Origin of the sequence: Clostridium tanneri (assembly GCF_033659955.1) — a bacterium.
GTDB lineage: Bacteria > Bacillota > Clostridia > Clostridiales > Clostridiaceae > Clostridium_AM > Clostridium_AM tanneri.
In genome coordinates, this window is sequence record NZ_JARUJP010000010.1 from 79,261 (window position 1) to 99,503 (window position 20,243).

Genomic DNA, 20,243 nt, shown 5'->3' on the forward strand with positions numbered 1-20,243 from the left:
AAATTATTAATTGAGGGTGATAAGCATGGAAAGTGTGAGAAATAGATATTTATTTTTAGAAGAATTAAAATCTGCCTTTGAGAAAATGCTAGATGAATTAAACAGTAAACCATCATTGCATATAAAAGACTTAAATCCTAAAAATACTGTGCTAATAATAATAGATATGGTAAATGGTTTTTGTAAAGAAGGCAGTTTGTACAGCTCGAGAATTAAGTCTTTAATAGAAAATACTGTGGAAACAATGAAATTATGCAGAGAAAATAACATACCAGTTATAGCCTTTGCAGATAGTCACACAGATAAATCCCCTGAGCTTAAGGCATATCCGCCTCACTGTATTAAGGGAAGCTTAGAGAGTGAGATTATCGATGAAATAAAGGAAGTTGGTGGCTATACCCTTATAGAAAAAAATTCTACCAATGGTTTTCTTGAAGACAAATTCCAACAGTGGCTAAAGGAGAATTCCCAAATAACCAATATGATCGTAATAGGTGATTGCACTGATATATGTATTGAACAATTTTCAAATTGTGCAAAGGCTTATTATAATATAAAGGATATAGAGTCAAGGATAATAGTTCCTATGGATACGGTGGAGACCTATGATCTTGGAACACATAAAGCAGACCTTTTAAATATTGTAGCATCATTTATTATGGCGGGAAATGGTGTTGAATTGATTAAAACTATAGAATAAGGGATGGACAGCTTCAGATCTTAAAAAAATACTATTATGTAATGAAAAAACGTACTGAAAAAATTTAGTACGTTTTTTTAAAATCCAAGTTTACTAACAGTTAATAAAACTTAGAAGTGCCATATATGCTTTTATATCCATTTTAACATCTTTTTTTAGCAATTCCTCTGCTTCATTGCGAGAAATTAGCATAGCTTCGATGTCTTCATTCTCTTCAAGATATTTGCCTGTTATTTCGCCTGTACAGCTGCAGTATACTAAAGCCAAAGATTCATCAGTCATTCCAGGTGAAACATAAGCTATATTTCTTGTCTTTTCTTCATCAATTTCTAAGAGAGAGAGTCCAGTTTCTTCTTTTAATTCTCTAGCTACAGCGGATTCAATGCTCTCATTACTATCTATAAGACCTGCAGGAAGTTCATAGATAAAGTCATTTAAAGGAACTCTGAATTGTTTTATTAATACTAGTTTTTCACTTTCCTTGTGAATAGCATTCATAACAACTGCATCCACTTTTTCTTTCCTGTCTTGGAAGTACTGCTCCTTTAAAATTTCAAGGCTTTTTCTTGAAGCAATTGTCCAGTGTTTTGTAGCTCCTTTTTTGTTTTTGTATTCAGCATTAAAAAGACTTAAAAATTTAGTTTCTGCTAAAGTAGTCAGCTTAGTTATTCTTTTATCTTTCATTAACATCACCCCTTATAGTTAATTTGTAAAAAGTTTCAGTTAAAATTTTCCTAATAAATAAATTATACATATTACCAGCAGCTAATGGCAAATCTATTTTTCATAAAAATGATAAGCACAAGTAGATATCTTTTAATGGTCAAATACTTTAGTACTATAATATGGTTCACTTGGGCATAATTATTTTATAATGCATACAAGGAATTAGCATTAGCTAAGTACTTTTAATAAACATAGTATGGATCATTTATAGCAAAAAACTGTACTATTTTTGGTTGAGGTGAAGATTTATGAAGGAAATTCTCCAGAAATATAAGGAGAGACTTATTAATTTAAGCGGAAGAAACAGAAGTCTAGTAAGTATGACACTTCCTAAAAAGAGAGCCTTTGATATAGTTAAGCTTGAAGATATAAGAAAAGGAATAACTGAGGAACTTATTCAGTGGATGTTAAACAGAGAAAGTAAAAGCTTTCTATTACTAGAGGATTCCTATGCCTATGTAAATGACAAAAAAGAAATTTTAAGAAAAGAACTTCCTAAAGATAAAAAGCTGGAAATAGAAAAACTTAAAGAAGAAAAGCTAGATATGAAAGTACTAGAAGATAAACTTTTAGTAATTGAAGAGACCTTTAATGAAAAGTTAGACTGGGAACTGGCAAAGATAAATGAAAATGGGGAAAGGATAATTGATTTTTCTGCCAGTTTAAAAGCACTACATAAGGAAATAGGTGATATATATAAGGAAACAGGCAGATATGAACTGTATATTGGCTATCCCTTTGTTGAGGGTAACCTTAAAGACGAAACTTTTGTAAGAGCACCTTTAGTACTATTTCCTGTTACCTTTTCGAGAAATGGAGATCAGTGGTATTGCAACAATATAGTAGATAGGCCTGTTCTCATTAATAAGGTTTTTTTAATGGCCTGTTCCAAACATAATGAAATTAAGTTACCAGCTATAGAAACAGAGTTTGAGGATATAGAAGGGGATTTTATATCAAAGATTATAGAGGACTTAAAAGACAACAGTATTATAGTAAACTATGAAGAAACTGAGCCTTTGAAGTTTAATGATTATAAAAAGAATACTATTCCAAAATACAATTTAGGTGAAATTAAGATTAAAAATTATATAGTAGTGGGACAATTTCCAATGGCAAACTCTATATATAAGGATTATATGGAATTGGAAACTATGGAAACTGACAATGAACTTTTAAGTCAGCTTCTTAAAAGTAATTCTCTAGGTACAGTTGTTGAAGAGGAAAAAGAGGAACATGGTAAACTTTCCTTTAGTGAAAAGGACCTATATTTAATATCTCCTTTAGATTATAGTCAGGAAAAAGCAGTTAAGAAGGTTAATGACTCAAAACAGCTGGTCATATATGGACCACCAGGTACAGGCAAATCACAAACTATTGTCAATATTATAGGAGATGCTCTGGCAAAGGACAAAACTGTTCTAATGGTATCTGAAAAAAGAGCAGCTCTTGATGTAATATATAACAGATTGGAAGAACTAAATAAGAAGTCTGTGCTTATCCATGATATAAATGGGGATAAAAAAAGATTCTATTCTTTTATTGCAGAAGCATTAGAGGAAAGTGAAGCTGTCACAGATAAAGGCAAAGAGGAAATAGCAAGGTTAGCTAAGTCTATAGATGACAGAATTCAGCTTCTAGAACTTGTAGGTGAAGTGCTTCATAAGGAAAGGAGTTATGGCATTTCACTGCAGGAAATGTATTCTAAAACAAAGGGGATAATAGGAAAAGAAGATGAAAGATATGAAGACTTTAATAGATTCAAAAAAAATAATGATTTTAAGGAAGAAAAGTATTACGAACTAAGAAACGATATAGAAAGAATTAAAGATAAAGAGGTGGAAGCCTTTCAGAAGTATAGTGAACTTCTCAGTAAAAATTCTTTTATAGAAGATGTTAATCCTACAATGAACTTTATGGACATAGATGAGTTATCTGAAAAGATAGAAGCTATGGTACTACCTATAAAAAACATTATAAAGATTAGCTTAGAGGAAGATAAAATCTATGAAGGATTAATGAGTTTATTTAAGAAGCATTCTTATGAACTAGATAAGGAAGAAGCGGAAAAGTTAGCAGTAGTACTTAATGAAAAATATAATAATTCTCTTCTTAATAAGATAAATGATGGAAGATGGTGGAGCATTGGCTACTGGTTAAGCTATTCTGAAAATAAAAGATTGGAAGAAGAAAATAGAAAACAATTTTACGTAAAAGAGAGAGAATTTATAGATAAGGTAGTAAAAATATATCTACCAATACAGAAAGCTTTTCAGGACATATTAGTTGTAAAAAAAGCTCTCAATGATAAAGCTTATAATATGATTATTGAAAAATTCTTAAAGGGTGAGGATTTAACTGGATACTTTCTAGATATTATAGATGCACTAAATACAATAGAGAAGTACAGAGATGATCTAATAACTGTGAAAAATCTTGAGAAGTTAGAACGTAAGATATTAAATTATGCTTATAATAGCAATATAACGGTGATGAGGAAAAGAATAAATTCTCTTTTGGAATTTACTGCACTCTATAATATTTTAGAAATAGAAAAGGAAGAAAAGGTTCAAAAGGTTCTTGAACAAATAAATTCTTTTAACAGTATAGTTGAAGACGTAGAAAATAGTATGGCTATGAAGCAAAAATTAAGTCGACAATATATTTTAGATAAATGGGCAGAAAAAATACCGAAGTTAGCAGAGGAAAATAACTTTAGAGAGTTTAAAAGGCAAGCAAATAAAAAAAGATCTCTTCTGCCTATAAGAAAATATTTTGAAGAATACAGTGACTTGATATTAAAGATATTTCCTTGTTTCCTTTTAAGCCCTGAAACTGTGTCAGAGGTTTTTCCTCTTAAGGAAAAGATTTTTGATATAGTGATTTTTGATGAAGCATCACAAATCTTTGTAGAAAATGCTATTCCAACTATATTCAGAGGAAAACAAGTTGTAGTAGCAGGGGATGATAAGCAGCTTAAACCATCTTCAACTTTTAATTCCAGATTTAATGGCTGTGATGAAGAAGAGGATATGGATAACATAGCAGCTCTTGAAGAGGAAAGTTTACTGGACCTTGCCAAGGTAAATTATAATAGCGTTCACCTAAGCTATCATTATCGTTCAGAGTATGATGAACTAATCAATTTCTCAAACTATGCCTTCTATGGAGGAAGACTTCAAGTATCGCCAAACTTAAAAAGTGAAAGTGAATATGGAGCTCCTATAGAAAGAATAATGGTGGAAGGCAGATGGATAGATAGGTGTAATGAAAGGGAAGCGGAGGAAATAGTAAATATTGTAGAAAGGCTATTTAAAGAGAGAAAAAATAAAGAAACCATAGGAATAATAACCTTTAACATAAATCAAAAATCCCTTATTGAAGATATGCTGGAAAAGAGAGGCCAGAAAGATGAGGAGTTTAAGAAGGCATATGTTAAAGAGATAGAGAGGGAAGAAAATAGTGAAGATTTAAGTCTTTTTGTGAAGAACATTGAAAATGTGCAGGGAGATGAAAGAGATATCATAATATTTTCCACAGCCTATGCTAAAAATGAAAATGGAAGAGTATCTGTGAACTTTGGTTCTCTTTCACAGGATGGTGGAGAAAACAGGTTAAATGTTGCAATAAGCAGAGCTAAAAAGAAGATATATGTTGTAACCTCAATAGAGCCAGAGGAATTAAGTGTTGATTCTTCAAAAAATAATGGTCCTAGGCTCTTTAAAAGGTATCTCCAGTACGTTAGAGAGGTATCAAAGGGAAATAAAGAAGGAGCACAATTAATCCTAAATAGTCTTCTAGACAGTGACGTTAATAGGAATAGAGAAAGAAGACATGACAGCGATTTTGAAGCAGAGGTATATGAAGCCCTGGTTAAAAGAGGATATAAGGTTGATACCCAAGTAGGAGTATCCGGGTATAAAATTGATTTAGCAATATATGATACAAGGACTTCAAGCTATATCTTAGGCATAGAGTGTGACGGAGCAACCTATCATAGTTCAAAGTCAGCTAGGGAAAGAGATATTCATAGACAGAGATATTTAGAATCTAGAGGGTGGAGAATCATAAGAATATGGAGCAAGGACTGGTGGAGAAATCCTAATAAGGAAGTTGATAGAATAGTTAATCAGCTTACAGAAGGAGACAATAAAGGGGTTTAACAGGATAGAATTATATAAAGATTTAAGGAGGGATTTTATGGCCAGAGATTACAAAAAGCCTGGTAGAGAAGAATTGTTAAAAAAGCTTGATGAGCTTCAGTATAAGGTTACACAAGAAAATGCAACGGAAAGACCCTTTAATAACACTTATGATAACCACTTTGAAAAGGGAATATATGTTGATATTGTTTCTGGTGAGCCTCTATTTGCTTCAACTCACAAGTTTAACTCTGGCTGCGGTTGGCCAGCTTTTTCAAAGCCTATAAGCAGAGAGTTTATAAAGGAGAAGGCGGATTTTAGTCATAGCATGCATAGAATTGAAGTTAGAAGTAAGCATGCAGATTCCCATCTTGGTCATGTTTTTACAGATGGACCTGTGGAAGAAGGCGGCTTAAGATATTGCATCAACTCTGCTGCCTTAAGATTTATTCCTGTTAAAAAGATGAAGGAAGAAGGGTATGAAGAATACATTCCATTAGTAGAGGACAATGATAAGTAAGGATATAATTCTGTGAATCATGCAGTAGGTTAAATGCTAAAAATAATTATTAAGAAAGCCAATGCTTATATTTTGTTAAGCATTGGCTTTTTATTAGGCCTCTTGACATTAAGAAAAAAAGGGGTATAATTACCTAGGGTAACAGTTAACCAGGGTAACAATTTTCAGGAGGTAGTGAAATGCAAGGTTTTTTTCAACGATTCTTAACAATATATCGACCGCTTATAAGCAAATTAAATGAGCTATTAGGAGAATATGATCTTTCTTACTCCCTATGGCAAGTTATTATTTACTTGAAAACCAATGGACCATCTTCTCTTGTGGATATTTCTAGCCATTATAATATAGAAAAGCCTAGTGTTACTAGGAGAGTCCATACCTTGGAGGAAAAACTTATAGTAAAGGAAATAGTAACTAAAAACCGACGGGAAAAAATAATTCAGCTAACGGAATTAGGAGAAGAGATTTATCAATTATGTCGTGAAAAAATAACAAAGTTAGAGTATAGCGTAATGAAAGATATTCCCTTTGAGGAACAGGTAAATATCTTTGAAGTACTTCCTAAAATACTAGAAAACATTACAAAAGAAAAGGAGAAATAAAAATGAATAAATCTAAATTGTGGACTAAGAATTTCTTAATTGTATCCACAGCCAACTTTTTTCTTTATTTTACTTTTTACTTATTAATGGTGACCATCACCCTATTTGCAACGGAAAAGTTTCATGCCTCACCTAGTGAAGCAGGGCTAGCCTCTGGAATATTTGTCATAGGAATACTTATTGCACGTATCTTTTCTGGTAGATATATTGATCAAGTAGGGTGGAAAAAGATGCTTTATATAGGCTTTATTTTATTTTTGTTTACTACATGTCTATATGTTTTAGTTAATAGTATGGCATTTCTTTTGATTAACCGTTTTTTAAATGGAGCTGCAATGGGAATTGCCTCAACAGCAACAGGGACAATTGTAGCAAAAATTATTCCACAGGATCGTCGTGGTGAAGGTACCGGTTATTATGCATTAAGTGTTACTGTTGCTGCCGCAATTGGACCTTTTCTAGGGATGTTTATAGTTGGACATAGTACCTTTTACATGAATTTTGTTATATGTATTATATTTTTAGTATTTAGTTTTATTGCTGTGTTCTTTATAAAGATTCCAAGATTAGAATTTACCAAAGAGCAATTAGAAAAGAGAAAAGGTTTTTCACTGAAAAGTTTCTTTGAAATAAAAGCTATTCCCATTTCCATTATTGCTGCATTAATTGCTCTGGGCTATTCCAGCATTCTTACTTTCCTTACTTCCTATACTAAGGAAATTAATCTGGTTAACATAGGTAGTTTTTTCTTTATAGTTTATGCAGTGTTTGTTTTAGTCTCACGCCCTTTTACTGGACGATGCTTTGATAAAAAAGGTGAAAACTTTGTTATGTATCCAGCTATTTTATTGTTTGCTATAGCTTTAGTTATTCTTAGTCAAAGCCACAAAGGCTTCTCACTTTTATTAGCTGGAGCTTTAGTGGGGCTAGGATATGGTACTACTTCCTCTAGTGTCCAAGCGATTTCAGTAAAAGTTTCACCTAAGCACCGCATGGGACTAGCAACTTCTACTAATTTTATTTTTCAAGATTTAGGTGTAGGTCTTGGACCATTTATATTAGGTTACTTTGTGCCATTAATTGGTTATCGTGGTTTGTATATGATTATGGCAGTAGTGATATTTCTTTGTCTTTTCCTATATTATTTTCTACATGGTAGAAAAATAGCCTACATAGAGGAATCTGATGAGTCAGTGTCTGCCTAAAGACAAATCCTTCAAGGCTAAGATAAAAAGGAGTATATAAAATGTAAAATCCAATGCTTAACAATACTAAGCATTGGCTTTTTGATATTTTCTTTTATTACAAAGTAGGATTTGTGAAAAATTTGAAAAACCTAGAATATAATGTTATAATATGAAAACAAAGTAAGATAATTACCTAATAATGGTTATTACTAAATAATAATCGTTAGTAAATAATTTTATTCTAACATTTATGTTATTATATAAAAGAAATGGAGTTGATTAAACATGGAAACTAAAATTATGGACAAAGATAAGGCCCTAGTTAAACCAGAGGTTTTTAAGAAAATAATTTTAGCAACCACATTAGGAGTAATCTTAATCTATATTAGCTTTATAAATTATTTATTGTTTCACACTGTTATTGAAGTAGCCACCGTAATCTTTTACTTTAGTGTTTCTATAATTGCTATAAATACCTACAAAATATCAAACAATAGTTATTTTACTTTCTTAGGAATTTCATTTGCTTTTTCTGGTTTCTTTAATCTGCTTCATGCTTTAACCTATAAAGGTATTGGAATATTTTATGGAGATACAGCAAATTTAGCTACACAACTATGGATTATTACAAGATTTTTACAAAGTGTCTCTCTTCTTATAGCATTTACTTTTATCGAGAAAAAGTTGAAGGAAAAGACTTCAATTCTAATTTACCTCATAATATCTATATTTTTATTATTGTCTGTATTTTTATGGGGGATATTCCCTGATTGTTATGTAACAGGAGTAGGATTAACTTTATTTAAAAAACTAGGTGAATACGTAATAGCATTAATATCAATAGCTTCAATTCTTATTTTAATGAAGAACAAGAAGGCCTTTGATAAAAGTGTATATACTTATATGATATTTTCTCTTGCAATAATGATTGTTTCAGAAATATTTTTTACCCTATATTCAGATGTTTTTGATATATCTAATATGATTGGTCATGTAATGTATGCAGTATCTTCTTACCTTATGTACAAAGTTGTAAGTACTATATGTATTAAAAATCCCTATGAACTTCTATTTTATCAGTTAAGTGAAACAAATCAAGCATTAAAGCTAAAAGCTGAAGAGTTAGAAAAATCTAATGAGAAATTAAAGATAGAAATAAGGAAACATAGAATTACAGAAAATGAGCTTATCATAAGTGAAAAAAGATATAAAACCCTTGTAGACAACTTACCTGATGCTATATTTGTTCATGTAGATGGAGAGATACAACTTGTAAATGACGAGGCAAAGAAGCTTTTGGGAGCATCAGACTCTAGTGAAATCCAAGGGAAGATGTTATCCAGCTTTATTCATAAAGATTATCACAGTTTGCTCTATAAAAGACTAGATAACTTAAAGGAAGAGTCAAGTATTGTGCCAATAGTTGAAGAGAAGTTTATCAAACTCAATGGACAAATTGTAGATGTTGATATTACAAGTACTTGTTCTGTAAAAGAAGGAAAAAATGTTGTTATTAGTGTTGTTAGAGACATAACTGAACGAAAATTACTAAACGAAGTAATAGAATACGATAACTTAAAAAGGGAGTTTTTTGCTAACATCTCCCATGAGTTTAGAACTCCTTTAAATATTATACATGCTACAGTACAATTTATAGAAAAATATATTATTGACGATTCCTCGGACAATACTAGAGAAAAACTAGAAAGAAATATAAAGTCAGTAAAGCATAATTGTTATAGACTTCTTAGGTTAGTTAACAACCTAATTGATAGTACAAAAATAGATTCAGGATTTTTAAAACTAAGTCTTACTAATTGTAATATTGTAAATGTAATTGAGGAAATAACTTTATCTGTTGCTCAATACGTAGAAACTAAGAAGGTTAGATTAGTGTTTGATACTGATGTAGAGGAAAAAATAATGGCCTGTGACATAGAAAAAATGGAAAGAATTATGCTTAATCTTCTTTCCAATGCAGTTAAATTCACAAATCCAGGAGACGATATATTTGTATTAATAGAGGACAGGGGAGAGAGTATTATTATATCTGTTAGAGATACAGGAATTGGAATACCAAAGCAAAAGCTTGAAGTGATATTTGATAAGTTCAGACAAGTGGACAAGTCCCTAACAAGAAATCATGAGGGCAGCGGAATGGGACTTTCTATTGTAAAAGCCCTTGTTGATATGCAGGGAGGTAAAATTACTGTAAACAGCAAGTATGGAGAGGGTAGTGAATTTAAGATGCAGTTTCCAACTAAAGTGTTGGATTTTAATGAAGCTGATCTTGAAATTGCCGCAGATAGTGATAGGATAGATCCAGTGCATATAGAATTTTCTGATATATATTTTTAGCAAAATGAGACAATAGGGGCTTGGGGGCAGAGTCCCCAAGCATATGTCCCTTTTTAAAAGTTAAAGCTCTCTGCAAGATCTAAAGGATTTAAGCAAGTCATTGCCTCACTCATTATGCAAACACCAGCTGCACCGGCATCTTTCACAGCCTTTACCTTAGTCTTTGTAATTCCTCCAATAGCAAATACAGGGATTACAACGGAATTACACACTTCTTTTAAAAATGAAATTCCTTTTGGAGGTATTCCCTTTTTACAATCAGTGGCAAATATATGTCCAGCAACCAAATAGGTAGCGCCTAATTTTTCTGCTTCTTTTGCCTCAGAGGTGGAGTGAATTGAAGCTCCTATATGAGTAAATTGATGCAGCTCCTTCTTATATATCCTTAAATCTGCCATTGATAAATGAATATAGGGTATTTTCATTTTAGCTGCAATCTCAATTTTTTCATTTATAATAAGTGGTACCTGATGAGTATCGCAGATACTTTTTACTTTTAGAGCCAAATTTTCATATTGGCACAGGTTTAAATCCTTTTCTCTTAGCATAATTCCCTTAGGTTTTCCTTTAGCTATTAAATTTATTTGTTTAAGAAAATCATCCCTGCAGAGTTTTCGATTAGTTACACAAATTAGCATATATTTCTCCTATATTCTGATATAGTCGGTATAGACCGGCTGCAATCCTCTGTCTAAAATCATCTGGTGTATTTCAGCAAGGCTGCGGGGATCAGAAATTTCAAATTGTTCATCCCCTTTTTGTTCCTCTTTGTGACCTCCTACTCCAACATTTACGCCAGCGGATATTTTTGTAGCAGCCATTCCTACAACGTTATCACGAAAACCAGCCCTTTCTCTTGTAGATATTGTAATTCCAGCGAAGGGCATAAACAAACGATAAGCAAGCATAACCTGCAAAAGCTGTTTTTCATGAACATCGTTAGGATTATTATCTGCATTGTTAAGGTAAGGTCTTAAACGAGGTACTGAGAAGGAAATCTCTGCATGAGGATATTTTTGCTGTATAAAAAAGGCATGTAAACCTGCTGCAAAGGCGTCCTTTCTAAAATCATCTAGACCAAGCAATGCTCCAAAAGAAACACCACGGATTCCTCCAAGAAGTGCACGTTCTTGGGAGTGAAAACGGTAGGGAAAAACTCGTTTTGGTCCCTTTAAATGAACCTGTTCATATTTATCTGTATTATAGGTCTCCTGATAAACAGAAACAAAATCTGCACCACAGTGATGTAAATAAGCATATTCCTCTGAGTTTAGAGGATAGATTTCAATACCAATGGTAGAAAAATATTTTGTAGCCAATTTAATTGCTTCGCCAATATATTCTACTCCAGACTTATGGCGGGATTCACCGGTGAGAATCAAAATTTCTTTTAATCCTGTAGAGGCAATTTCCTTAAGTTCCTCTTCTATCTCTTTTAAAGACAGCTTTCCACGATGGATTTTATTTTGACAGTTAAAGCCACAATATACACAATGGTTTTCACAAAAATTTGCAATATACAATGGTGTAAAAATGCAAACAGAGTTACCAAAGTGCTTCTTGGTCTCTAGCATTGATTTTCTAGCCATCTTTTCTAAATAGGGCATTGCTGCCGGAGATAATATGGCACCATAATCATCTATTGAGAGAGTATCTTTCAATAGAGCTTTCTGTACATCTATTTCGGTGTATTGATGGTAAGCATATTCTTCTACTAATCTTAAGACTTTGTCCATAATATCAGAGCTTATTACTTCCATGTCCTCTAGATATTCCATAGGGTTTGTTCTACTGACTTCCATAACTATTCCTCCAAAAATCCAGTTAAAGGACTAGATGCCTCTGCCTTAGAATCCAATACTCGTCCAGGGCCAGCAAGATAGGCTGCACGGCCTGCTTCAATGACTTGTCTAAATGCCTTTGCCATTAATGGAATATCTCTTGCTGTTGCAATTGCAGTATTGCACATAATTGCATCAACACCCATTTCCATGGCCTCACAGGCTTGTGATGGACGGCCAATACCGGCATCTACAACTATTGGTAAATCTATTTCATCTAACAGGATTTTTATGAAATCCTTTGTGCAAAGCCCTTTATTACTTCCAATTGGTGCAGCTAAAGGCATTATTGCTGCTGCTCCGGCATTTACCAGAGACCTTGCCACATTTAGATCTGGATACATGTAGGGCATAACAATAAATCCTTCCTTTGCAAGAAGTTCTGTAGCCTTTATTGTTTCATAGTTATCTGGCATTAGGTATTTAGAGTCATGAATTACTTCTACCTTTACAAAATCGCCGCAGCCCATTTCTCTTGCCAGACGTGCAATCCTCACTGCTTCCTCTGAATTTCTTGCTCCAGAAGTGTTAGGCAGTAACGTAATATTTTTCGGTATATAATCCAATATATTTTCCTCTCCACCTGTATTTGCACGGCGTAAGGCTAGAGTAATCATTTCTACTTCACCGCTTTCAATAGCTGCTTTTATTAATTCTAATGAATATTTACCTGAACCTAATATAAACCTTGATTTAAACTCATGTCCGCCAATTATTAAACTATCACCCATTTTCAACATCCTTTCCTATACATCATTTATTCCAAGTAACAATCGCAAAATCATGTTTGCTTGATGACCAGCACAGATCTGCACTCTTGGTGCCATCAATCCCTTTCCAATTCTTGCTCCATTTTCCAAGTCTCCACACATATATAAGCGATTCATTGGGTTTATTGTCTTAATTAAATTAGAACTATCATAGCCAGCCATACCAGAAGCAGAGACTATTTTAGTATCTGTAAGCTGTTCTAGTGCCACATTTACCAGCATTGATTTTGCATCAGCTTTATCAAAGGCCTCGCAAATAATATCATACCCACTAAAGAGCTCCTTAACATTATCCTCTGTTACTCTTACGTTTTGGGTTTCTACTTTTATAAAAGGGTTAATTTCCGCTATCTGTTTCTTTAAAGCCGTAGTTTTAGGCATTCCTAAATGGCTTATATAATAACTTTGTCTATTGAGATTACTTGGCTCAACAACATCAAAATCAACTAAAAGCAGTTGTCCCACACCTATTCTTGCAAGCATAACTGCAATATTAGATCCAAGTCCCCCTAATCCAGCTATGGCCACCTTGCCTTCCTTTAACTTTCTATGTACATTTGGAGTATGTCTTGCCATCATCATGCTCTCAAGTTCATCTTTCTTAGGCATAGTACCTTTGCATATTATGTTTAAAACATCATCTTCTGACACTTTGCAATCTTCATCTATTTGAAAACCATTGAGAATTACAATATCCTTTTCATTTCCCATTTGGTCTCTTAGTTCAAAGGCTGTTTTACACTCTAATTCAAATTTCTTTCCATTTACAGTTATTTTCATTGCTTAACCTCCTCCAACAAACCTAACAACTTCTATAGTATCTTCATCGTAAAGTTCAACATCTTTGTAAGTTGCCTTTGGAACAATTTTGCCATTCCGCTCAACTGCAATTTTACACATATCATAATTTTGAGCCTTCAGAAAATCATATAAACTTTGATTTTTCTCTAAAAAAATTGTGATTCCATTAACCTTCACTTTCTCACTACCTTTCTAAAATTTTAGACAAAAAAAGCACAAAATGAGACTTACACCCTTTCGGTGGTGTACCCCATTTTGTGCTTCTGTTGCAATTAATTGGATTATACTATATTCGTATATTTTGGTCAAGCCTTATCTTTAAAGAAATACTTATGAAAGGCAGTAAAGCTCGTAGTGCCAAGGAATTAATATAACTCACGGCTTTTAGTATGTTTGTTTTATAGTAGTAATATTGGAGAGGGGAAAATCTGTATCCTATAACCTTAAAGCTACATTAAAATATTGATTTTTGTAATATATTGAAAAATAATGTCTAAAAATATATAATTATTACATATAATTTAGCGTTAATTGTAATATATAGAAGTTTGCCATGTTTTAAACTTAATAAATTATGTATTTGAAATAAAGGTGGGACTAGATTGATGAATTTTAACTATGAGATAGACAAAATGAATCCTATTAATATCAGTGATGAGGAATTTAATGCACATGAGATTCCAAAGGCTATTCGTAAATCCATAGCTTTTTATAACAGGGCTATTAAAAGCTTAAAAATAAGATGTGTTGAGATGGCAATAAATGACCTGAAAAGGTCCTTATCTCTTAATCCGGATTTTCCTGAAGCATTAAAACTCTTAGGCCTTTGCTACTTTTATAAAAAGAAATATAGTAAGGCTGAGAAAGTTTTAAATAAACTAGCTAAATATGACATCTATACTGTATCAGCAAACAGGTATTTGCAAGAATTAAAAGGGGATGTAACTAGCGGAAAAGGTCTGGATACCATAAAAAATACTGATTTTGACGCTGATAACTATGTGAAGGGAGACAGAGTTTCAAGGTTATCTAGAAATAATAAAATAAAAAGGTCCAAGAATTCTGGAAGAAAGTATGCTGTATTATTTTTAGCCTTAGCTATAATAATCACCATATCAGCAGCAGCTTATAGTAAGTCTTCTGCTATTAAAAGTATTTTCAACAGTGCTGGTAAGGCTGAGACTAAAGAAGATAAGGAACTTGAAAAGCAGAGAGCTACAAGGGAAAAGAATAAAAGAATGGATGAAAAACAAAAAACACTGCAAAAGAATTTTCAAGTTACAAAGGAAGAACTTGACAACTATAATAATAAAACTATCCTTAATTCAACTTTAAATGATGCTGAAAAATTTTATTACGATGGAAATTATGAAAAGGCGTTGGATAACTTAATAATATTAAAGTCTTTAAAACTAGATGAGATGGAAAAGTCTAGGTTTGATAGACTATGGAATAGTATAAAGACAAATGATGTATGGACCATATATAACCAAGGTAATAAACTATATAAGCAAGGAAATTATCAAGAAGCATTGCCAAAACTTTTAAAAGTTGAACAGGTAGCACCGGAATTAGATATTATGCCATGGGTTCTTTACCAAATAGGAAACTGCTATAAAGAAGTTAACGATAACACAAAGGCTCTAACATTCTTTGAAAGAGTTAAGAGCGACTATCCAAATACTGAATATGCAGAATATGCTAGGGGAATGATTAGTGAAATAAATAATAAGTAACTTAAAAGACAGTGCTTAAAAAGTAAGCACTGTCAGACGAGACTGTCTCATAATGCATAAAGCTGCAATATGAAAAGTCCCTTCTCTATTTTTTAACTAAATTTTGTTTAAAAAGCAAAAGGTTTATAATGCTTAGTAATGTTATAAGATTTATATAAATAGCAGAGTAACTCCTATAAGAGCCACGACAGATCCAAAAATCTCCTTTGCCACTATCTTTTCCTTAAAAATCATAATAGAGGCAGGTATGATTAATATAGGTGTTATAGAGGTTATTGTTGAAACAATAGCTGTAGGTGCATGTTGAACAGCAAGTAGAGATAAGGATACACCAATAAAAGGTCCAAATATAGAGCCGACGGTTATATTTTTCATAGCCTTTTTATCCTTCATAGCTGTATAGACATTTCCCCAGTATTTTTTTACTGAAATAACAATACAAAAACCAAAGATTGCAGCTATAATTCTAATTTGAGTGGCAGCAAAAGGGCTGTAGTCACCCATTCCAAATTTACTGAAAACCAGTCCGAAAGCCTGTCCTAATGCACCTAGAAAGGCATAAGTAAGTCCCTTCAAAGGTCTGGAAAAAGTGATTTTTTCCTCATCAGAATCTTTAGTCAGTATTACAAGGGCAATGCCTCCAATAGTTGTAGTCATTCCTATAAAGCCTAATAGGGTTATTTTTTCTCCCATTAGAAAATAACCAGTAACAGCAGTTATTGGCGGAACTATAGACATTATAAGCTGTGATATACGGGAACCAATTTCTACATAGGCTTGAAACAAAAATAAATCTCCTAAAACAAAGCCTATTACTCCTGATAACAGCAGCCATAGCCAGGTGAAACCGGAAGCATCCGTTGGTAAAAGAAATCCTCTAGTGAAAAGGTTGTAAACTGAAAGCAGTACAAAGGCTATAAAAAGTCTTATTATATTTACACTGAGGGAACCAACCTTTTTCCCTGCAGACTCAAAGGCTACAGCGGTGATTGTCCAGCATACTGCTGTGGCTAAGGCAGCCAATACTCCTAAATGTGATTGCATAATAAAATTCCTCCATTTTTGATAAGCTTTAACTTCCTATTATATTTTAAGACCATAGCAAACATATGTCTATAACTTTGTTCATCTAAAAAGAATTTAAAATCTAAAGGGTTTAGGCAAGTCATTGCCTCACTCATTATGCAAAGGCCAGCTGCACCGGCATCCTTCAGCTTCTTTTGCCTCAGAAATGGAGTGAACTGAAGCTCTTATCTAAGTTAAGTTAGTTATATGGTAACTAAAAGGGTAGTATATATCAAAAAAGTGCGCACTATTACTAGAAATTACTTGTACTTATAATGGTAGTATATAATCTGTTAGGGGGAATTGAATTATGAAAGTAATAGGTATTAATGGAAGTCCAAGAAAGCAGTGGAACACTGCCACTTTGCTGAATAAAGCTCTTGAAGGCTCAGCGTCACAAGGAGCAGAAACAGAACTAATCCATCTATATGATTTGAATTTTAAAGGATGTACTAGCTGTTTTGCATGTAGGATAAAGGATGGAAAAAGCTATGGTAAATGTGCAATGAGAGATGATCTTACTGCGGTATTAGAAAAGATTCAGGAAGCAGATGCTTTGATTTTAGGTTCACCTATGTATTTGGGAGCTGTTACTGGAGAAACTAGATCATTTATAGAAAGATTAATGTTTCCTTTAGTAGAATATACTAAAAGTCCTAAGCTTACTCCTAAAAAAATGCCTACAGCCTTTATATATACTATGGGTGCGCCAGAAAAAATCCTCAAGGACATAGGTTATGATAAACAATTTGATGCTAATAAAATGATGCTAAAGAGGTTTTTTGGTGAGGAGTCAGAATATATGTATTCTGCTGATGCTTATCAATTTGATGACTATTCAAAGGTAGTTTCAGATATGTTTGAATTAGATGAAAAGATAAGAATACGCAAAGAAGTCTTTCCTAAGGACTGTGATAAGGCCTTCCATATAGGAGTGAGACTTGTAAAATAACTTTTACTTGAACAGTAATGGTATCAGGTACTACCTAAATGTTGTTGTTTTAATTCATAATACTTAGGTAGCACCTAACAATTTAAATATTCTTTAGTCTATAATTCAGCTATTAATTTTCCTGTTTCAGTAAGATCATATCCGCCTATTCCTGAAAGCTCCATTTTAAATTCTTCAGAACGAATAATATCAATTATTGCTTTGAAGGGTTTTTTGTGCATATCTTCTTTTTTCATAACTAATTCATATCTTTCCTTCTGTAATGGAATGAAATCAACTCCCTGTACCTGTTGACTGCTCTTTTCATTTCCTAATCCAATATCTGCTTCACCACGGGCAACAGTGCTGGCTACAGCTAGATGAGAAACACATTCTCGATGGTAGCCCTTTATTGTGTATCCAGGAACTCCAATAAGTCTTAGGTGTTCATCGAGAAGAACTCTTGAGCCACTGCCCTTTTCTCTATTAACTATATTAATATCCGGTCTTTTTAAATCCTCCCAGCCTTTAATACCCTTTGGATTACCTTTTTGTACGTAAAAGCCTTGGGTACGGCAGGCCAAGTGAATTATTAATGATGGAATACCAGGCAGCATTCTTCGTACGTAAGGTATATTATATTCATTAGAATCACCATCCCATAGATGAGAAGTAGCTATCTGCACTTTCCCATGATAAAGTCCAAGTAAGGCATTAAAACTACCTGCATAGGAACGAAGCACATGGATTCCTTGGGAATTAAGTTCTAAGTAACGAGATAGTATATCCAGAAGTACATCTTGGCCACAAATTACAAATTCACTGCTAGAGTATACTTTTGTATCATTGATAGAAAAGGCATATGAATTAGTGGCGGTGGAAATATTTTTTTCTTGAACATCGGTTTTAGTACCTCTTCTATTTTTAGTCTTATTTTTATAATCTTCCACATCTTTTACATCAATTCTAATCTTTTTTCCCACTTTATAACCGTTTAAATCTCCACGCTTTATTAATTCGTATACAGTATTTTTAGTGATTTTCAATATGTCTGCTACTTCTTGGGCAGTTAATGATGTATCTTCTAACATAAATAGTCTCCTTTCATTGGTACAATAACAAATTAATATATATAATTAAAACTTTATTAATGTAATTATATCATATATTTTCCAAAAATACTTGATTAAGTAACAGAATAAAACTATAATAAACATAACGTTACAGTACAAAACATAAGTAATATTGGTTTATTAATATGTTATGTCATGTTATATTATGTTTTGTATACAATATATTTTAATAAGTTTATTGGGGGGATTTTTGTGAAAGGGTTTAAAAAAACATTATTATCTACTTTAATTTTTGCAACTTTAGCTATGTCTGTTGGTTGTGGAAGTACTAATTCTTCAACAAGTCAGAGTAAAAATGAAGAAGCTGTAACTCTAACTATATCTGCTGCTGCAAGTTTAAAGGATGCAATGGGGGAGATAAAACAGTTATATGCTAAAGAAAATCCAAAGGTTAAGATTACATATAATTTTGGGGGATCGGGAACACTGCAGCAACAGATTGAACAAGGTGCCCCAGCAGATATATTTATGTCTGCAGCTGCAAAGCAAATGGATGCTTTAAAGAGTAAAAATCTTATGGAAGAGGGCACAGTAAAAAATCTTTTGCAAAATGATGTAGTATTAATTGTGCCTAAGGATTCAACAGTAGTTAAAGATTTCAATGATATAGCAGGGGATAAAGTCAAGAAAGTGGCACTTGGTGAACCAAAAAGCGTACCAGTAGGTCAGTATTCACAAGAGATTTTGACATCTTTGAAAATATCTGATAAAGTACAACCAAAATCTATTTTTGCTAAAGATGTAAAAGAAGTTTTAACTTGGGTTGAAACAGGAAATGTAGATGCAGGCCTTGTTTATTTAACAGATGCAAAGGTTTCTGATAAAGTTAAAGTTGCAGCTACTGCGCCGGAAAGTTCTCATAAGCCTGTAGTATATCCAGTTGGTGTTGTTAAAGCAAGCAAGAATATAGAAACAGCAAAGGACTTTGTTAAATTTATGGAAGGTGATGAAGCTAAGGCTGTATTTGAAAAATACGGATTTAAGGTTGCAAGATAGAATATATAATTAATCTTTTATGTTAATTTTGATGGAGGGACAAGACATGGGCTTTGATATTTCACCAGCAGTGGTTTCAATTAAAACCACCTTTGTAGCTACATTTATAACGTTTTTTATTGGAATTGCTGCAGCATATTGGATGACAAATTATAAGGGTAAGTTTAAGGTTATAATAGATATTATATTTACATTGCCCCTTGTTCTGCCACCTACAGTTGTAGGCTTCTTTTTGTTATTAATATTCGGCAAAAATGGACCTATTGGTAAGTTGCTTTTAAAGTTCGGAACTACTATAATTTTTTCATGGCCTGCTACAGTAATAGCTGCTTGTGTAATAGCTTTCCCTCTTATGTATAATACAACAAAGGGAGCTTTTGAACAAATAGACAATAATATTGTAAGTGCAGCAAGAACACTAGGAGTATCTGAGTGGAGAGTATTCTCAGAGGTTATATTGCCTTTAGCATGGCCAGGCATAGCAGCAGGTACAGTTCTTTCCTTCGCACGATGTCTTGGAGAATTTGGAGCAACCCTTATGGTGGCAGGAAACATACCACAAAAAACACAAACTATTCCTGTTGCAATCTATTTTGCCGCTGAAAGTGGGGAAATGGATAAGGCACTTATATGGGTTATATTAATCGTCGGAATTTCTATAACAGTGATGCTATTAATGAATTATTGGTCTGAACATCAAAGAAAATTCACAAGTGGTTTTAGGAGAAGATAAAA

18 protein-coding genes are annotated in these 20,243 nt (G+C 32.9%); 10 read left to right on the forward strand and 8 right to left on the reverse strand.

What is annotated here, in order from left to right:
- Nucleotides 1-25 precede the first annotated feature (25 nt).
- The gene (locus P8V03_RS10240) at nucleotides 26-700 is read left to right on the forward strand and encodes a cysteine hydrolase family protein (protein WP_318798092.1); all 675 of its coding nucleotides are present in this window, start codon (nucleotides 26-28) and stop codon (nucleotides 698-700) included.
- A 93-nt stretch (nucleotides 701-793) separates the two neighbouring features.
- Here P8V03_RS10240 and P8V03_RS10245 read toward each other — a convergent pair whose 3' ends face one another.
- Nucleotides 794-1,384 (reverse strand): NUDIX hydrolase, encoded by a 591-nt coding sequence (locus P8V03_RS10245; RefSeq protein WP_318798093.1) that lies wholly within the window; start codon nucleotides 1,382-1,384, stop codon nucleotides 794-796.
- Between the two features lie 290 nt (nucleotides 1,385-1,674).
- Here P8V03_RS10245 and P8V03_RS10250 point away from each other — a divergent pair, with 290 nt between their 5' ends.
- From P8V03_RS10250 to P8V03_RS10270, 5 genes are all read left to right on the forward strand, one after another.
- A complete protein-coding gene (locus tag P8V03_RS10250) occupies nucleotides 1,675-5,589 on the forward strand; it encodes an AAA domain-containing protein (protein ID WP_318798094.1) in 3,915 nt (1,304 codons plus the stop codon).
- Between the two features lie 37 nt (nucleotides 5,590-5,626).
- Nucleotides 5,627-6,088 (forward strand): peptide-methionine (R)-S-oxide reductase MsrB, encoded by a 462-nt coding sequence (msrB, locus tag P8V03_RS10255; protein WP_261670356.1) that lies wholly within the window; start codon nucleotides 5,627-5,629, stop codon nucleotides 6,086-6,088.
- Nucleotides 6,089-6,267: 179 nt separating this feature from the next.
- On the forward strand, nucleotides 6,268-6,690 hold the full coding sequence (locus tag P8V03_RS10260) for a MarR family winged helix-turn-helix transcriptional regulator (RefSeq protein WP_261670355.1): 423 nt from the start codon (nucleotides 6,268-6,270) through the stop codon (nucleotides 6,688-6,690).
- A 2-nt stretch (nucleotides 6,691-6,692) separates the two neighbouring features.
- Nucleotides 6,693-7,895, forward strand: a complete 1,203-nt coding sequence (locus tag P8V03_RS10265) for an MFS transporter (RefSeq protein ID WP_261670354.1) — start codon at nucleotides 6,693-6,695, stop codon at nucleotides 7,893-7,895.
- A 267-nt stretch (nucleotides 7,896-8,162) separates the two neighbouring features.
- Entirely contained in the window at nucleotides 8,163-10,235 is a 2,073-nt protein-coding gene (locus P8V03_RS10270; RefSeq protein ID WP_261670353.1) for an MASE3 domain-containing sensor histidine kinase, read from the forward strand.
- 53 nt (nucleotides 10,236-10,288) lie between these two features.
- Here P8V03_RS10270 and P8V03_RS10275 read toward each other — a convergent pair whose 3' ends face one another.
- Genes P8V03_RS10275 through thiS form a run of 5 tightly spaced genes read right to left on the reverse strand, consistent with a single transcriptional unit; the run spans nucleotide 10,289 to nucleotide 13,824 of the window.
- Nucleotides 10,289-10,873 carry a thiamine phosphate synthase gene (locus P8V03_RS10275; RefSeq protein WP_261670352.1) on the reverse strand — a complete coding sequence of 195 codons (585 nt, stop codon included), beginning with the start codon at nucleotides 10,871-10,873 and terminating at the stop codon, nucleotides 10,289-10,291.
- Nucleotides 10,874-10,882: 9 nt separating this feature from the next.
- On the reverse strand, nucleotides 10,883-12,037 hold the full coding sequence (thiH, locus tag P8V03_RS10280) for a 2-iminoacetate synthase ThiH (RefSeq protein WP_261670351.1): 1,155 nt from the start codon (nucleotides 12,035-12,037) through the stop codon (nucleotides 10,883-10,885).
- A gap of 2 nt (nucleotides 12,038-12,039) precedes the next feature.
- Entirely contained in the window at nucleotides 12,040-12,807 is a 768-nt protein-coding gene (locus P8V03_RS10285; RefSeq protein ID WP_261670350.1) for a thiazole synthase, read from the reverse strand.
- 15 nt (nucleotides 12,808-12,822) lie between these two features.
- A complete protein-coding gene (thiF, locus tag P8V03_RS10290) occupies nucleotides 12,823-13,626 on the reverse strand; it encodes a sulfur carrier protein ThiS adenylyltransferase ThiF (RefSeq protein ID WP_261670349.1) in 804 nt (267 codons plus the stop codon).
- A gap of 3 nt (nucleotides 13,627-13,629) precedes the next feature.
- The gene (gene thiS, locus P8V03_RS10295) at nucleotides 13,630-13,824 is read right to left on the reverse strand and encodes a sulfur carrier protein ThiS (protein ID WP_261670348.1); all 195 of its coding nucleotides are present in this window, start codon (nucleotides 13,822-13,824) and stop codon (nucleotides 13,630-13,632) included.
- A gap of 428 nt (nucleotides 13,825-14,252) precedes the next feature.
- Here thiS and P8V03_RS10300 point away from each other — a divergent pair, with 428 nt between their 5' ends.
- On the forward strand, nucleotides 14,253-15,383 hold the full coding sequence (locus P8V03_RS10300) for a tetratricopeptide repeat protein (protein ID WP_261670347.1): 1,131 nt from the start codon (nucleotides 14,253-14,255) through the stop codon (nucleotides 15,381-15,383).
- A gap of 150 nt (nucleotides 15,384-15,533) precedes the next feature.
- On the opposite strand, the gene P8V03_RS10305 is transcribed toward P8V03_RS10300, so the two are convergent.
- Complete coding sequence (locus P8V03_RS10305; protein ID WP_261670346.1) at nucleotides 15,534-16,427, reverse strand: DMT family transporter; 894 nt, start codon at nucleotides 16,425-16,427, stop codon at nucleotides 15,534-15,536.
- Between the two features lie 331 nt (nucleotides 16,428-16,758).
- On the opposite strand from P8V03_RS10305, the gene P8V03_RS10310 reads away from it, so the two are divergent.
- Nucleotides 16,759-17,400: a flavodoxin family protein gene (locus tag P8V03_RS10310; protein ID WP_261670345.1), complete on the forward strand. Its 642-nt coding sequence runs from the start codon at nucleotides 16,759-16,761 to the stop codon at nucleotides 17,398-17,400.
- A gap of 98 nt (nucleotides 17,401-17,498) precedes the next feature.
- Here the strand turns inward: P8V03_RS10310 and P8V03_RS10315 are convergent, their stop codons facing one another.
- Nucleotides 17,499-18,470, reverse strand: coding sequence for a helix-turn-helix transcriptional regulator (locus tag P8V03_RS10315; protein WP_318798095.1), 972 nt, complete (start codon nucleotides 18,468-18,470; stop codon nucleotides 17,499-17,501).
- Nucleotides 18,471-18,704: 234 nt separating this feature from the next.
- On the opposite strand from P8V03_RS10315, the gene modA reads away from it, so the two are divergent.
- Both modA and modB read left to right on the forward strand, forming a co-directional pair.
- Nucleotides 18,705-19,508: a molybdate ABC transporter substrate-binding protein gene (modA, locus tag P8V03_RS10320; RefSeq protein ID WP_318798096.1), complete on the forward strand. Its 804-nt coding sequence runs from the start codon at nucleotides 18,705-18,707 to the stop codon at nucleotides 19,506-19,508.
- A gap of 46 nt (nucleotides 19,509-19,554) precedes the next feature.
- Nucleotides 19,555-20,241, forward strand: coding sequence for a molybdate ABC transporter permease subunit (gene modB / locus P8V03_RS10325; RefSeq protein ID WP_261670342.1), 687 nt, complete (start codon nucleotides 19,555-19,557; stop codon nucleotides 20,239-20,241).
- Nucleotides 20,242-20,243 lie beyond the last annotated feature (2 nt).

Coding starts and splice junctions, on each gene's coding strand:
- P8V03_RS10240 (WP_318798092.1), top strand. CDS start 26: ATGGAAAGTGTGAGAAATAGATATTTATTTTTAGAAGAATTAAAATCT.
- P8V03_RS10245 (WP_318798093.1), bottom strand. CDS start 1,384: ATGAAAGATAAAAGAATAACTAAGCTGACTACTTTAGCAGAAACTAAA.
- P8V03_RS10250 (WP_318798094.1), top strand. CDS start 1,675: ATGAAGGAAATTCTCCAGAAATATAAGGAGAGACTTATTAATTTAAGC.
- msrB (WP_261670356.1), top strand. CDS start 5,627: ATGGCCAGAGATTACAAAAAGCCTGGTAGAGAAGAATTGTTAAAAAAG.
- P8V03_RS10260 (WP_261670355.1), top strand. CDS start 6,268: ATGCAAGGTTTTTTTCAACGATTCTTAACAATATATCGACCGCTTATA.
- P8V03_RS10265 (WP_261670354.1), top strand. CDS start 6,693: ATGAATAAATCTAAATTGTGGACTAAGAATTTCTTAATTGTATCCACA.
- P8V03_RS10270 (WP_261670353.1), top strand. CDS start 8,163: ATGGAAACTAAAATTATGGACAAAGATAAGGCCCTAGTTAAACCAGAG.
- P8V03_RS10275 (WP_261670352.1), bottom strand. CDS start 10,873: ATGCTAATTTGTGTAACTAATCGAAAACTCTGCAGGGATGATTTTCTT.
- thiH (WP_261670351.1), bottom strand. CDS start 12,037: ATGGAAGTCAGTAGAACAAACCCTATGGAATATCTAGAGGACATGGAA.
- P8V03_RS10285 (WP_261670350.1), bottom strand. CDS start 12,807: ATGGGTGATAGTTTAATAATTGGCGGACATGAGTTTAAATCAAGGTTT.
- thiF (WP_261670349.1), bottom strand. CDS start 13,626: ATGAAAATAACTGTAAATGGAAAGAAATTTGAATTAGAGTGTAAAACA.
- P8V03_RS10300 (WP_261670347.1), top strand. CDS start 14,253: ATGAATTTTAACTATGAGATAGACAAAATGAATCCTATTAATATCAGT.
- P8V03_RS10305 (WP_261670346.1), bottom strand. CDS start 16,427: ATGCAATCACATTTAGGAGTATTGGCTGCCTTAGCCACAGCAGTATGC.
- P8V03_RS10310 (WP_261670345.1), top strand. CDS start 16,759: ATGAAAGTAATAGGTATTAATGGAAGTCCAAGAAAGCAGTGGAACACT.
- P8V03_RS10315 (WP_318798095.1), bottom strand. CDS start 18,470: ATGTTAGAAGATACATCATTAACTGCCCAAGAAGTAGCAGACATATTG.
- modB (WP_261670342.1), top strand. CDS start 19,555: ATGGGCTTTGATATTTCACCAGCAGTGGTTTCAATTAAAACCACCTTT.